We start from the raw sequence: 14235 nt of genomic DNA, 5'->3' as shown, positions 1-14235 counted from the left end.
TGGGCAATTTGAGTGGTACCGCGGAGGCTAAGCTTTCGTCTCATTAATTTGAGACGAGGGCTTTTTTTGTTCAAATAAATAAACGAGGAGTGGTTGGCGATGAAAAAAGATATTTTGCAAGTTCTACAACAATTTAGTCCGATTCCGATACAAGAAAGTATGCTTGAACGGCCCGTTCATACACATTTAGGTGACTTGGCACTACCCTGTTTCCCGTTTGCAAAGGAATTACGAAAATCCCCCGTTGTCATTGCTGAAGAACTGGCTCAAGCCATCAATCATCCGTTAATCTTAAAAGCGCAAGCTATGGGTGGTTATGTGAATATATTTGTTAATCGTTCTGAAATCACTCGTTTTTTACTGCAAACCATTCACAAACAATCCACATCTTATGGTTCCAATAATGATGGCAATGGCGGAGTTGTCACGATTGATTTGTCCTCCCCTAATATTGCAAAGCCGTTTTCTATGGGCCATCTACGCTCTACCGTCATCGGTAATTCGATTGCTTTATTACTCGAAAAGAATGGTTTTAATACCGTGAAGATTAATTATATCGGCGATTGGGGAACGCAGTTCGGTAAGTTACTCACAGCGTATCGGAAATGGGGAAGTGAGCAAGAAGTTCAACAAGCACCGATACAAACACTATTGGGGCTGTACATCCGTTTCCACGAAGAAGCAGAGCTAGATGACTCGCTAAATGAGCAAGGTAGAGCAGCTTTCAAAGCGCTTGAAGACGGCGATACCGAGGCACTCGCATTATGGAAATGGTTCAAATCAGCATCACTGAAAGAGTTTCAACGCATTTATGACTTGCTAGGAATCACCTTCGATTCGTATAACGGCGAAGCTTATTATAATGACAAAATGGAACCCGTCGTCAACGAGTTAGCTAACAAAGGACTGTTGGTGGAGTCGGATGGTGCGTTAGTCGTTGAGCTCGATGAGGATATGCCGCCTTGTTTGATTAAAAAATCAGATGGCGCTACATTGTATGCGACTCGTGATTTGAGCGCCGCCATCGACAGAAAAACAACCTATAACTTCGTGAAATCGCTGTACGTCGTTGGCAATGAACAAAGCTTTCACTTCACACAAGTGAAGCAGGTACTCGGCAAACTGGGCTACGACTGGGCAGATACAATCGAGCATATCCCTTTCGGACTCATCTTGAAGGACGGAAAAAAGATGTCCACACGCAAAGGGAAAATCGTATTATTGGAAGAAGTGCTGAACGATGCCATTGCCCTTGCACAAAAAAATATTGAAGAAAAAAACCCTAACTTATTAAATAAAGAAGCGATTGCTCTGGCCATTGGCGTTGGTGCTATCATTTTCAGTGATCTAAAGCAGCACCGAAAACACGATATCGAGTTTAACTTGGCAACTATGCTCCAAACAGAAGGCGAAACTGGTCCATATGTCCAATATGCATGCGCACGGGCTCATGCAGTGCTAAGAAAAGCTGATGACACAACTACTTTTACAGTCGATGAGGTAAATGATTTTGAATGGGAAATCGTAAAAACACTTGAGCAGTTCCCACAAGTCATTAAACGTGCCGCAGACCATGCAGATCCTTCCTTCATTGCAAAGTATGCAGTCGATCTTGCACAAGCTTTCAACTCATTTTACGGCAATGTCCAGGTGCTTTCGGATGCCAACCATCTAACCTATCGAATCGCGCTCATTAGCTGTACTGCCACTGTCTTGAAAGAAGCTTTGCGCTTATTAGGAATGGCAGCACCGGAGGAAATGTAACTTTACTAAATTAAGAAAAGCATCGGTGAAAAGCACCGATGCTTTTTGAGTCTTGCTATTATTTTTCAGACTTTTTTTCTTCCCAACACTCAGCACCTGTCAGACCTGGAATCGTACTTGCTTTAAAAGTTGGATTCAAACCTTTTTTACGTTGAACCGTGAAATCATCCAGTACTTTGAATGCGACTTTACCAAGCATTAGAATGACAATCAAATTCAAAATCGCCATCATCCCCATGAATAAATCCGCCATGCTCCAAACAACGCTAACTTTTGCCATTGCACCAAACATCACCATACCAAGTACAGCAACACGGTAAACTGTCATCCATGATTTATTCCCATTGATAAATTCAATATTGGTCTCACCATAATAGTAATTCCCTATTATCGAACTAAACGCGAAAAACATAATGGCAACCGCGATGAAGTAAGGAGCCCACGCCCCAACGTGCACAGCCATCGACGCTTGTGTCAAGATGATCCCATCCTGTGCTCCAGTACCATAAAGATCAGCCAACAGAATGATAAATGCGGTAGCTGAACAAATAATGATGGTATCGAAAAAGACACCAAGGCTTTGAACAAGTCCCTGCTTCGCTGGATGAGAGATACTTGCAGTAGCTGCTGCATTCGGCACACTCCCCATCCCGGCTTCGTTTGAAAATAGCCCTCGTCGAATACCTTGCATCATGGCCGCACCGATACCACCACCGACCATTTCCTGAATACCAAAAGCATGCTCAATGATTAACTTGAACATAGCAGGAACTGCCGTAATGTTCGTCATCACGATGTAAGCCGCAACAAGTATGTAGAGAATCGCCATAACCGGGACAATGGTTTGCGTGACTTTGACAATCCTTTTCACGCCACCAAAAATGATAACTGCCGTTAATAAAACCAGTGAAACACCCACTAGCCATTCAGGAATGCCAAAAACATCCGTGAACGATTGGCTAATTGTATTCGACTGAACCGCGTTAAAAATAAAGCCAAAACAGACCGTCAAAAGAATCGCAAACACAATCCCAAGTTTCCGCAATCCAAGCGCCTTTTGCATGTAATAAGCAGGCCCACCTCGAAAAGTATCGCCGTCTTTCACTTTGTAAACCTGTGCAAGCGTACTTTCCACGAACGCTGTCGCCATCCCGATGATTGCGATAATCCACATCCAGAATACAGCTCCAGGACCTCCAATTCCAATTGCAAGTGCAACGCCTGTAATATTGCCCGTCCCTACCCGAGACGCAGCACTAATGGTAAACGCCTGAAACGGGGAAACACCATCATTGCTTTCTTTTTTCTCAAAGACCAGACGGAACATCTCGCCAAACAACCGTACTTGGACGAATTTCGTACGAATCGAGAAGTAAGCACCAATTGCCAAAAGAGCACCAATCAGTATATACGTCCACATAAAATCATTCGCCGGACCAACCAACCATTTCAATACCTCCATGATACAATCCCTCCTCATTCCTACTGTCCACACATTCAATTACTGCATGCAACAAAGAATCTTTTTTGCACGAAACTTAGAATACCACAGGATATCTTCTGAACACGCAAAAAACGTGAATGTTGAAACATTCACGTTTTTTTATCAAAATAGGATGATGAAGTATCATAACGCCGCTTTCACGGTTTTGCGATAGTAACCGACCGTTAAGAAAGCAAAGACCAAGTAAATCAACGCATACAAGCTCATCGCAATCGAAGCGGGTACCGTTATATCAGACATGAAAAGGAACGATGCGGCTTTGATGGCAAATATCGAGTGTAGCAAACCAATTAGTAACGGTACGCCAAAGACAAATAATTGCTTGCGGACGATGCCGCGCATAATGTCTTGAACGGTGAAGCCGAGCTGACGCATTGTCGCATAGCCTTGTTTCTCCTGCTCTGCCTCCGTCATTTGTTTGAAGTATAAAATGCTACCTGTTGAAATGAGGAATACGAGCCCAAGGAAGCCTGCGATAAAGATTAGTAAACCATTGGTCTGAATCGCATTCTGATAGAGCGTATGGTAATCCATACGGTATTCCGTAGGTGCGCCTCCTGCGTATTTATCCTGCATGAAAATGGCCGATGCTTTTGCACGTTGGTCATCATCTGGCACTTGGAACGTCTCGATGACTAACGACCAATCACTGTCCTCGTCTGTTACGAGATTCCCCTCCAACTCGGCAAACGTCTCCTCGCTGACAATCATCGGACTACCACCCAAATTCATATTCATAATGCTGTCCTTTTCAACAGCAACCACTTGAATCGGCAACTCCAAATCATTATCCATAATCGTCAGCGTAGCCGGAAACTCCTCTGGCTTTGCTTCTAGATGCAAATTCATATCATGAGATATTGCACTACCCTTTGGTGGAATTTGTACATCTTTCCCTGCTGCACGTAATTGTTCTGCCATGTAAAATGAAACAGAAGGACGCACGTTATTGGCGCCTGACCAATAACGGCTGGAAATATCGAGCATACCACCTGTATCTAAAGCGTTAATAGATGCCTGCTTGAAGTCAATACCTGCCACTTTCAGTTCTTCAGCAAATTCATCTGCCAAACCTTCTTCATTTGGATAATTTGTAAACGTAAAATCGAAAGGCATTGATGTCTGCGCCATTTTTTCCGACGAATAAAATAGTGAGTAGGAACCGGCCACCATCGCAAGTGTCATTGCGGACAATACCGTAATAATCGTCAGCGAGTTGGCGTTCGCTTTCATACGGTGCATCAGTGGAGCAAGTGACAAACTATTATGCAATCCTAGATGCCCTTGCTTACGCGCTCGAATTTGATAAAATAACCAACTAATCGTGACACGAAATACGAGATACGTTCCTAAAATCGTTGATGCTAGTACTGCCAACATATTGAAGAATAGCATTTCGTTTATCATGCGCCCTGATAACCAATAACCGTAAATAATGAGCCCTATACCGAGAAGCGCCAACACCGCTGACACAACTGTTTTAGGCTTTTTCGGATGCTCCCCCTTTTTATCGGCATTGAATAGATCCAATAACGTGTTGCGATAAACAGCAACTAACATTTGAGCAGACGTCAAGATAATGATCGCAACAAATACAACAGCAGTTTGGATAATCGCTGCTAGCGAAAATGACACTGCGATAAACCCGTCGTACCCAATCAACTTCATCAGTAATAATAAGAACACTCGGGAGACAAGCATCCCAGCTCCAATCCCAATGATAAGTGCCCCCGCCCCAAGAAGGGCATTTTCGATAATGAGAAGACGCGCCACTGCGCCTTTCGTCAATCCAATCAATTGATACAGCCCAATTTCTCGACTTCTTCTTTTCAAGAAAATCGCATTCGCATAGACAACGAATATGCCAGCAATAAAAATCAGTAAAATGCCCGCTGCTTTAAATGCCGCTGCCATATTCATCGACTTTGCTGACTTCTCGATAACCGCCGCGTCGTGTTGCAGTGTCGCAAAAACAAAATACAACACAACACTAAAAATCAGTGCAAAAAAGTATAAGTAATAATGCTTAATATTCTTCCGCATACTGCGAATGACGAGGTCAAATAGTGTCAACGCTGTCACCCCCGAGAACGCCTTGAACGTTCAAGATGTCCTGAAAGAAGGCTTGTCTCGTTTTATCGCCACGATAGAGTTCCGAGTAAATGTTGCCGTCTTTCAAGAACACGACACGACTGCAATAGCTTGATGCAACAGGATCATGCGTGACCATCATAATGGTGACACCACGCTTTTTGTTGACATCCTCCATCGTGCCAAGCAGGGAGGACGCTGATTTTGAATCGAGTGCACCCGTTGGCTCATCCGCGAAGACCATGGATGGTTTGTTAATCAATGCGCGCGCAGCAGATGTCCGTTGCTTTTGCCCACCGGAAATTTCATGGGGATATTTATGTGCGAGATCTTTAATGCCAAGAATATCGGCGATGCTGTTAAACTCTGCCTCCGCCACTTTTTTCTTCATTTTCCCAAGCGATACGGGCAATAATATATTCTCTTTTACAGTCAGCGTATCGAGCAAATTATAGTCTTGGAAAATGAATCCGAGCTTATCACGCCTAAATGCAGACAGCTCTGCGTCTTTCATCTTAGATATATCGGAGCCACCAATAAGGATAGCTCCTTCTGTCGCGCGGTCGATAGTTGCAAGAACGTTGAGCAATGTTGTCTTACCAGCTCCAGACGATCCCATAATGCCAACGAATTCTCCCTCGCCAACACGAAGATCGATTCCTTTTAATACTTGTTGAACATTGCTACGAGTACCGTATGATTTTCGTACATTTTTTGCATGTAAAATCGTTGTATGTTGTTTCACCCTAATGCCCCCATGTTTGCTTATTTATATCATTAGCTTACCGCGCGTCTTCGTACCGGTCGTTTGATTTACGTGACAAACAAGTCGTTCAATGTGACAGTGTTGTCATGTTAGATAAAAAATCCGCAAAAGCAGAAGTTGCTCTTACGGATTTCTGCTTTCAGTTCAAGTCATCTGTCACCCCTTGAAAATTGGTATGCATATTATCGCAATGCTGCCTTCACAGTCTTTCGATAGTAACCAATCGTCAAGAAAGCAAACACAAGATAGATCAATGCATATACACCCATCGCGATGGCGGCTGGTACTGTGATATCAGACATGAAGAGGAATGATGCGGCTTTGATGGCAAACACAGAGTGCAATAAACCGATCAATAACGGTACCCCGAAGACGAACACTTGCTTACGGACGATGCCGCGCATAATGTCTTGTACTGTGAAGCCGAGCTGTCGTAACGTCGCGTAGCTTTGCTTCTCCTGTTCCGCTTCCGTCATTTGTTTGAAGTATAAAATGCTACCTGTCGAGATGAGGAACACAAGTCCAAGGAAGCCTGCTATGAAGATGAGTAAGCCGTTGCTCTGCATCGACCTGTTATACATGGAGTAAAAATCGAACGGGTAATTGTCCTCCTTCAATTGTTGAAAAATTTCCGACGCTTCTGCCGCCTTTTCTTTGTCCACTATATTTACCGCATACAATGTTTCAAGATGCTTTTCATCCCCTATAGCTCCCACAGGGGGTAACGTTTTTTTCAGTTCTTGATAAACAGCATCTTCCACAACAAGTTGCGAATCGCTGACTGGATAGTTCACGACATTCCCTTGGCCAACTTCACTAACTGGTATTCGCACTTCATTTTCTCCGCTTGACAAAACAATATCAAATGGTGTTTTCACCGTTTTCAACATCCAGACAATTGAAGCGTCATGGAGAGATGCAGTTTTCGAAGTCGGTGTTTCGATGGCGAGCCCAGCATCTTGCAACTGTTTCGCGCTAATTACTTTCACTTGCGTCATCATCCCTAGCCATTCCGGCGCGTTATCGACGTCCATTATGCCATCCGCCCAAAGTACCTCAACTGTCGATTCCGTAAAGGTGATGTCCCGTTCAGCAAGTTTCTGAGTAAACTGCTTCACCTCGTCTTCACCCGTTTCAAACATGAAATCGAAAGGCATAACGTAGCGTGTTTCTTTTTCTGTTGAATAATAAAGGGAATACGAGCCTGCCAACATCGCTAGCGTCATGGCAGATAACACTGTAATGATGGTCAGCGAGTTAGCATTTCCTTTCATGCGATGCATAAGCGGGGCAAGTGACAAACTATTGTGTAACCCAAGATGCCCCTGCCTGCGCATTCGAATTTGATAAAACAACCAACTGATTGTGACACGGAATAGAAGATACGTCCCAAAAATTGTTGATGCTAGCACCGCTAACATATTGAACATGATCATTGCATTCATCATGCGCCCTGACAACCAATAACCGAAAACAATAAGTGCAATGCCGAGCAAAGCCAACACAGCTGACACAAACGCTTTAGGCTTTTTCGGATGCTCTCCTTTTTTATCGGCATTGAATAGGTCAAGCAGCGTATTCCGGTAAACGGCATATAACATTTGAGCAGACGTCAGTGCGATGATTGCAACAAACACAGCGGCCGTTTGGATAATGGCTGCCATCGAAAAGGATAACTCGATGAACCCGTCGTAACCGACTAGTTTCATCAGCAATAACAAGAACACACGAGAGACCAGCATCCCTGCACCAATCCCAATGACAAGCGCCCCCACTCCTAGAAGGGCATTTTCAATAATGAGCAGTCGAGCTACTGCGCCTTTCGTCAATCCAATCAATTGATACAGCCCAATTTCTCGACTTCTTCTTTTCAAGAAAATCGCATTCGCATAGACAACGAATATCCCGGCGATAAATATCAGTAAGACACCCGCCACTTTAAATGCGGAATCCATATTCATCGAGTCAGACCGCTCACTAATAACCGCCGAATCATATTGCAATGTTGCGAAGACAAAATACAGCACAACACTTAAAATCAACGCGAAGAAATATAAATAATAGTGTTTTATATTTTTCCGCATGCTCCGAATGACAAGGTCAAATAGTGTCAACGCTGTCACCCCCGAGAACGCCTTGGACATTTAAGATGTCCTGGAAGAAGGCTTGTCTCGTTTTATCGCCACGATAGAGTTCCGAGTAAATGTTGCCGTCTTTTAGAAACACTACGCGGCTACAATAGCTTGAAGCGACAGGGTCATGTGTGACCATCATAATCGTGACACCGCGCTTTTTGTTGACATCCTCCATCGTGCCGAGCAGGGAGGACGCTGATTTTGAATCGAGCGCACCTGTTGGCTCATCGGCGAATACCATCGATGGTTTGTTAATCAATGCGCGCGCAGCAGATGTCCGTTGCTTTTGCCCACCGGAAATTTCATGGGGATATTTATGTGCAAGGTCTTTAATGCCTAGAATATCAGCGATGCTATTAAACTCCGCCTCCGCCACTCTTTTCTTCATTTTCCCAAGCGATACGGGCAATAAAATATTCTCCTTTACAGTCAGCGTATCGAGCAAATTATAATCTTGGAAAATGAATCCGAGCTTATCACGACGAAATGCAGACAGCTCTGCATCTTTCATCTTCGAAATATCAGAGCCACCAATCAGGATTGCCCCTTCTGTCGCGCGGTCAATTGTCGCAAGAACATTGAGCAATGTCGTCTTCCCTGCTCCAGACGATCCCATGATGCCCACGAATTCTCCTTCAGCGACACGAAGATCGATTCCTTTTAATACTTGTTGAACGTTGCCACGTGTTCCATATGATTTTCGAACGTTTTGTGCATGTAAAACGGTTTTATATGAGTCCATCAATTTTGCCTCCTTGTTTATCATGTCCTTATCGTACCGCGATAGGAAACCACGGTCGTGTGATTCACATGACAAATAACAAGGGCAATGTGACATTGTTGTCATGTTGGACTAATTCGTTTTTCCTTTGCGAACCGTTCGAATTTGATCAAATTCATTTTCTGTCGGAAAGATCAGTGTAACCGTCGTTCCTTGGCCCAATATTGAATCAGTAGTCAAAGTGATTCCAAGTTTATCTGCTACTGTTTTCGCTAAATAAAGTCCAAGCCCTGTCGCTGCATTCTGAAGACGTCCCGTCCCACCGGTAAATCCTTTATCGAAAATTCGAGGAAGGTCATGTGGCGGAATACCTGAGCCCTCATCTTTTATGGTCAGCAAGACGTTTGCACTTGGCATAACTTTTGTGGAGATCAAGATTGTACTGCCTGTCGGGCTGTATTTCACTGCATTCGTCAAGATTTGTCGAATAATGAAACGACTCCATTTAACGTCCGTCACCACTTTTGCGTCTTCCCCCTCAAACTCGACTGCAACGTTTTTTTCCATACACCATGTAGCCAATTCGCGGACTTCTGCCGCAGCCAATCGTTGAACATCCGTGTTTTCCACAATATAATCTGCTTCGAGGGTTGGCAGGCGGGATATGTATAGCTGTTGGTCAATTAGCAAGTAAACGCGAAGCCACTCCGCTTCAAGTTTTCGAATAGCAGGATCATTGCGATGTGCATCAATCAGGAGTTTGATCGCAGTGAGCGGTGCTTTTACTTCGTGCACCCATGCAGCGGTATAGTCACTTTCAATAACATTCGCACGTCTCACATCGGCCAGTTCCTTTGAAAAAGATAACGCCGCAAGTCGTAACACTTCATTCGTTATTTCATCACGCATAAAAACCGTTTCTGGCAATATTTCATGCCAATCGGCCGCGGAATCATTCGTCAGGGCAGCTAATTCTTTCGTGAACTTCATTTCTTTTCTGTAACGCCAGACAACAAAAAGAATGAGAGCTGTGATAAGTAGAACATTGACATACAACACAGACGAAAATTTCGTATCAATTCCTTGATCCAGCCAAATAAGCATGTCCGCCAAGCCAAGTGATAGTAGGAAAAAGGTAATCCAGCTAGCCATATCTTTTACATAACTTATGAACATGTAGATAACTCCTTCCTATAGCGTAATCGCCATATAGCCGAGCCCTTTTTTCGTAATGATTGCTTCACCAAGTCCAAGTTCCGCAAGTTTTTGCCGGAGACGGGTTACATTTACCGTCAACGTATTATCATTGACGAATCGTTCATCATCCCATAACTTGCGGATCAAATCATCACGCGACACAATTTCATCAGTCGATTGAACCAGTACCGCCAAGATGAAAAACTCGTTTTTCGTCAATTCAACTTCCTTGCCGTCCATCCGAATAACGCCGCGCTTCATATCAATAACTGCACCGTTCCATTCGAGTATGTCCGATGCTTCTTCCCCGTACGCATAGGTGCGCCGTAGGATCGCTTGAATTTTTGCCAGTAACACATCCGTATGGAATGGCTTCTGAATGTAATCATCTGCCCCCATATTCATCGCCATGACCATATCCATTGGATGATCACGCGATGATAAAAAGAGGATCGGCACCTTTGAAACCGCACGTATTTCACGGCACCAATGGAACCCATCATACGCTGGCAACTGGATGTCCATTATGACCAGATGCGGCTTCTCTTGAATAAAAGCACCCATCACATCATGAAAGTCATCCGGCCCCGTCACATGGAGTGACCATTGGCCAAGTCGTTCTTTCAAGGTATTAAAAATCGCTACATCATCTTCAACAATGAAAATATTCATATCCATTTACGTCGCACCTTCTTTCTGTATCCATCATAATGGAAATTCGGTCCAGTTGGAACTCGAGACAGTACTTGCAAGAAAAAACACCACAAAAGAATGTGGTGTTTTCAGCCAATCTAGATTTCCCCAGTATTCAATAGTCCGTATTTCCTTTTGAAGCGTTCCAATATTTTTATCCAACTGGCACTAAAGACAGCAAGAAAGAATACATTCGATACCCCATGTGCAAGGTCAAAGTAAATACTTGCAACATAAATACCCGCAAAGAATTCCCAAGTTAAACTTTCAATATTACTCAAGACGATCCACATGTTCATAAACCAGCCGAAAACATAGCCCCACATAAAACCGAACACATATCTGCCCCATATATTCCTCAGCCACCATGTATTTCGGAGTAAACCAGCACTCATGCCCATCATTCCCCATGCATACATCTGCCACGGCGTCCACGGACCTTGTCCCAGAAAAAAGTTGGAGACAAGTGCTGCTACAGCACCTACAATAAAGCCCGATTCTGCCCCAAATACAAACCCCGCCATAATAATAACAAATGAAGTTGGCTGAACACTTGGTAAACCCGCAAAAGGAACTCGCCCTACCGCAGCAATTGCCGCAAGCATCGCCAACAGTACAACCTCTCGACCAGCAATTTCTCGCATTTCAAAACGAGCAAAAAATGGTAACATTATGCACCCAATGATGACCAAGCTTAATAGTAGATACGAGTTATACTTAAAAAGCATGATAGACACCACTAGCATCACAAGGATGATAAAAGAAACAATCGTCAAATACTTACGGGATTGAGCCATGTCGTCTGCGCCCCCCTCAACGTCAGTACTTCACGTACAGGACTCATTCGGGTCGCACGATTAATAGCCGTCGTGTAAAAGTAATTCCCTTTAAAAAGTTGTTCCGGCGTACCATCGACCGTTATTTCTCCGTCAAACATCATCGCGCATCTTTCAGCATGTTGAGCAGCAAATTCAATGTCATGCGTCACCATCATAATGGTCAACCCTTCTCTATGTAGCTTCGCTAACACTTGTGAGAATCGTTCTTTTGAAATCGGATCAAGCCCTTTTGTCGGTTCATCAATAAATAACATGTCAGGCTTGCCGATTAACATACACGCAAGAGCCGCTTTTTGTACCTCTCCACCCGAACAATCATAAGGATGACGATGTCGTAAATGTTCGATACCAAATGCATTTACAAGTTCAGTTATCACTGCATCACCATTTTCGACCTGGTGGCGGACCACTGCCCCCTGCATCTCTTTTTCAATCGTATCATGCAGAAAATACGTCCTAGGATTCTGCGGTAAGTAAGCAATCTTTTCATACAGTTCCTTGCCCTTCAACTTGCTTGTGTCTTTTCCTTCAAAACGGGCCGTTCCCCGCTGTGGTTTGACACTTCCAATACAAGTTTTCAGCGCAGTCGTTTTGCCCGACCCGTTGCCGCCAACTAGCGCAAAAAACTCGCCTCTTTGAATATGTAGGGAAAAGCTTTTTAATATCATTTCACCTTTCTTGTCATACTGAAAATAGACATCATTTACGGCTAATAATGATGAATTTTTCAAGGGATCATTAGTCTTCGCAAGCTCTACAGCTATATCCGTAGAGCTCGGCATCGTTGCAAGCCACTGTTTACTTTCCTTCACCGTTAAAGGGATTCGCCCGGAGTCCGGATGCGTTTCCTGTTCCATATAAAGTCGCGAAATCGACGGTACATAAGGGATAAATCGCTCATCTTGATGTGTATACAAATCATAAATGAGCTGTCTACTACTTCCTTCATAAACAATCTCTCCACTGTTCATCATAAGCACTCGATCCGCAACGGCAAATAGCTCCTCCAAACGGTGCTCGACAAGAATAATCGTAATCCCCATTTCCTTGTTCAACCTTTCCAACATACTGATCAAATCTTTCGCTGCAATCGGATCGAGTTGCGAAGTCGGCTCATCTAGCAATAACACTTTCGGTTTCAATAAAAGAACGGACAGCAGATTGAGCATTTGTTTTTGTCCGCCGGATAGTTCGGATGGTTTTAATCGCAATAGACCTTCCATGCCGAAAAAGTGCACCATTTCCGCAACCCTTTTTCGCATTTCAAAATTCGAATACCCAAGATTCTCTAGCCCAAAAACGATTTCCTGCATCACTTCATCCATCACAATTTGGTTATCTGGATCTTGAAAGACGAGACCAATCTGTTCAATTAACGTTCGGTCATCCCACTCTTCTAAACATTTTCCAGCATACAAGATTTCGCCCGTCCGATTGCCAACAGGGGCAAGTTCCTTTTTTAACAGACGTAACAAAGTCGTCTTACCGCAACCACTTGGTCCACATAGGACGACAAACTCCCCTTCTTCAATGGTCAGATTTACATTAGAAAGTACTTTCCCTACTTCATCTGGAAATCCAAATGACACATTTTTTATATTGAATACTTCCATTTCACTTGCTCTCTCCCTTCAACGAGTAATGGAAATGCTAGAATGACCATCATACAAATCAGCATCATCCAATCGAATAAATAGAAGCGAAGGGTACCAAGTTCCGGATAAATGATGATTTTCCCATACCCTAGAGATCCACCTGCGATACAGACGGCAAAAAGAGCAACTAACGTTATCAGCCAGCCTTTATCACGTTTACTCATTCTATAAGGAATGTACGGACTTCTCTTTCCTATTCCATATCCCCTTGCCTTCATGGAATCTGCTGTTTCAATCGCTTCTTCTAACGACCATGTCAATAAAATCTGCATCATCGTCATACCACTTTTTGCCCGTTCCCGTATCGTTCCAGACGCAATTGTCATCCCGCGGATCCGCTGGACATCGTTGATTTCATCCAACCTTCTTTTTAAAAGAGGGACGAAACGAATCGCTAGCATCATTAAAAAAGCAGTCCTCGGCAAAAACTTAGAGAATACAAATAGAAATTTATTCCCATTTAAGATTAGATTAAATGAGATGAACATCAGTAGAATAATTACTAAGGATAACGACATGACAACACCGTACAACGTTGCTTCAAGTGTTACTTGCTTTCCACGAAAGTAAAAGAAAATAGTCGTTCCTCGTGAATTTATAAATGGATTGATCAAAATAATGACAGCACTCATTCCGACAAGCATAGGCACCCATTTTCTTAATGCTTTTCCATTGTCATGCGTCAGATTAACGCCTATTAACAATAAACACGCCACCAGTAAAAACAATGGATGATTCATATACATTGCTAAAACCCCGACACAAACATAATAGAAAAAAATCACAAATGGATGGTAGCCTCGAAAACCATTTTCCATGTATGTACACCGTCTTTCCTTTATTGCATATACTAAAAACTTGTTGAAAGAT

General features: G+C 43.4%; 11 protein-coding genes and 1 other annotated feature (1 of these 12 only partly in view). Of the genes, 1 reads left to right on the top strand and 10 read right to left on the bottom strand.

The annotated features are described in order from the left end of the window. Window positions 1-46, top strand: a binding site (T-box leader); it begins 145 nt to the left of the window's first position. A 53-nt stretch (window positions 47-99) separates the two neighbouring features. Then, window positions 100-1764: an arginine--tRNA ligase gene (gene argS / locus ACIQ0H_RS07240; RefSeq protein ID WP_403412859.1), complete on the top strand. Its 1665-nt coding sequence runs from the start codon at window positions 100-102 to the stop codon at window positions 1762-1764. A gap of 58 nt (window positions 1765-1822) precedes the next feature. On the opposite strand, the gene ACIQ0H_RS07235 is transcribed toward argS, so the two are convergent. The 10 genes from ACIQ0H_RS07235 to ACIQ0H_RS07190 form a co-directional block, all read right to left on the bottom strand. Next, entirely contained in the window at window positions 1823-3226 is a 1404-nt protein-coding gene (locus ACIQ0H_RS07235; RefSeq protein WP_403412857.1) for an alanine/glycine:cation symporter family protein, read from the bottom strand. Window positions 3227-3391: 165 nt separating this feature from the next. Further along, on the bottom strand, window positions 3392-5341 hold the full coding sequence (locus ACIQ0H_RS07230; RefSeq protein WP_403412855.1) for an FtsX-like permease family protein: 1950 nt from the start codon (window positions 5339-5341) through the stop codon (window positions 3392-3394). Beyond that, window positions 5328-6110 carry an ABC transporter ATP-binding protein gene (locus tag ACIQ0H_RS07225; RefSeq protein ID WP_403413441.1) on the bottom strand — a complete coding sequence of 261 codons (783 nt, stop codon included), beginning with the start codon at window positions 6108-6110 and terminating at the stop codon, window positions 5328-5330. The genes ACIQ0H_RS07230 and ACIQ0H_RS07225 overlap by 14 nt, the downstream gene beginning before the upstream one ends. 197 nt (window positions 6111-6307) lie before the next feature. Next, window positions 6308-8248, bottom strand: coding sequence for an ABC transporter permease (locus ACIQ0H_RS07220; RefSeq protein ID WP_483882533.1), 1941 nt, complete (start codon window positions 8246-8248; stop codon window positions 6308-6310). After that, window positions 8226-9002, bottom strand: a complete 777-nt coding sequence (locus ACIQ0H_RS07215) for an ABC transporter ATP-binding protein (protein WP_403412851.1) — start codon at window positions 9000-9002, stop codon at window positions 8226-8228. Before ACIQ0H_RS07215 ends, ACIQ0H_RS07220 begins: the two co-directional genes overlap by 23 nt. 111 nt (window positions 9003-9113) lie before the next feature. After that, window positions 9114-10157, bottom strand: coding sequence for a sensor histidine kinase (locus ACIQ0H_RS07210; RefSeq protein ID WP_403412850.1), 1044 nt, complete (start codon window positions 10155-10157; stop codon window positions 9114-9116). Between the two features lie 15 nt (window positions 10158-10172). Beyond that, a complete protein-coding gene (locus ACIQ0H_RS07205) occupies window positions 10173-10856 on the bottom strand; it encodes a response regulator (protein WP_483882532.1) in 684 nt (227 codons plus the stop codon). A gap of 113 nt (window positions 10857-10969) precedes the next feature. Beyond that, on the bottom strand, window positions 10970-11668 hold the full coding sequence (locus tag ACIQ0H_RS07200) for an ECF transporter S component (RefSeq protein ID WP_403412849.1): 699 nt from the start codon (window positions 11666-11668) through the stop codon (window positions 10970-10972). Next, window positions 11644-13323 (bottom strand): ABC transporter ATP-binding protein, encoded by a 1680-nt coding sequence (locus ACIQ0H_RS07195; protein ID WP_403412848.1) that lies wholly within the window; start codon window positions 13321-13323, stop codon window positions 11644-11646. The genes ACIQ0H_RS07200 and ACIQ0H_RS07195 overlap by 25 nt, the downstream gene beginning before the upstream one ends. Further along, on the bottom strand, window positions 13305-14183 hold the full coding sequence (locus ACIQ0H_RS07190) for an energy-coupling factor transporter transmembrane component T (RefSeq protein WP_403412846.1): 879 nt from the start codon (window positions 14181-14183) through the stop codon (window positions 13305-13307). Before ACIQ0H_RS07190 ends, ACIQ0H_RS07195 begins: the two co-directional genes overlap by 19 nt. Window positions 14184-14235: the final 52 nt, after the last annotated feature.

The sequence above is a fragment of the Sporosarcina sp. NPDC096371 genome, assembly GCF_044762865.1.
In the GTDB taxonomy this organism is placed as follows: Bacteria; Bacillota; Bacilli; order Bacillales_A; family Planococcaceae; genus Sporosarcina.
Note: the sequence above shows the minus strand (reverse complement) of the source record. Positions and strands in the feature narration are given on the sequence as shown.

Excerpts from the sequence above, each read along its gene's own strand:
- argS (WP_403412859.1), top strand. The coding sequence starts at position 100 with ATGAAAAAAGATATTTTGCAAGTTCTACAACAATTTAGTCCGATTCCG.
- ACIQ0H_RS07235 (WP_403412857.1), bottom strand. The coding sequence starts at position 3,226 with ATGGAGGTATTGAAATGGTTGGTTGGTCCGGCGAATGATTTTATGTGG.
- ACIQ0H_RS07215 (WP_403412851.1), bottom strand. The coding sequence starts at position 9,002 with ATGGACTCATATAAAACCGTTTTACATGCACAAAACGTTCGAAAATCA.
- ACIQ0H_RS07210 (WP_403412850.1), bottom strand. The coding sequence starts at position 10,157 with ATGTTCATAAGTTATGTAAAAGATATGGCTAGCTGGATTACCTTTTTC.
- ACIQ0H_RS07205 (WP_483882532.1), bottom strand. The coding sequence starts at position 10,856 with ATGGATATGAATATTTTCATTGTTGAAGATGATGTAGCGATTTTTAAT.
- ACIQ0H_RS07200 (WP_403412849.1), bottom strand. The coding sequence starts at position 11,668 with ATGGCTCAATCCCGTAAGTATTTGACGATTGTTTCTTTTATCATCCTT.
- ACIQ0H_RS07195 (WP_403412848.1), bottom strand. The coding sequence starts at position 13,323 with ATGGAAGTATTCAATATAAAAAATGTGTCATTTGGATTTCCAGATGAA.
- ACIQ0H_RS07190 (WP_403412846.1), bottom strand. The coding sequence starts at position 14,183 with ATGGAAAATGGTTTTCGAGGCTACCATCCATTTGTGATTTTTTTCTAT.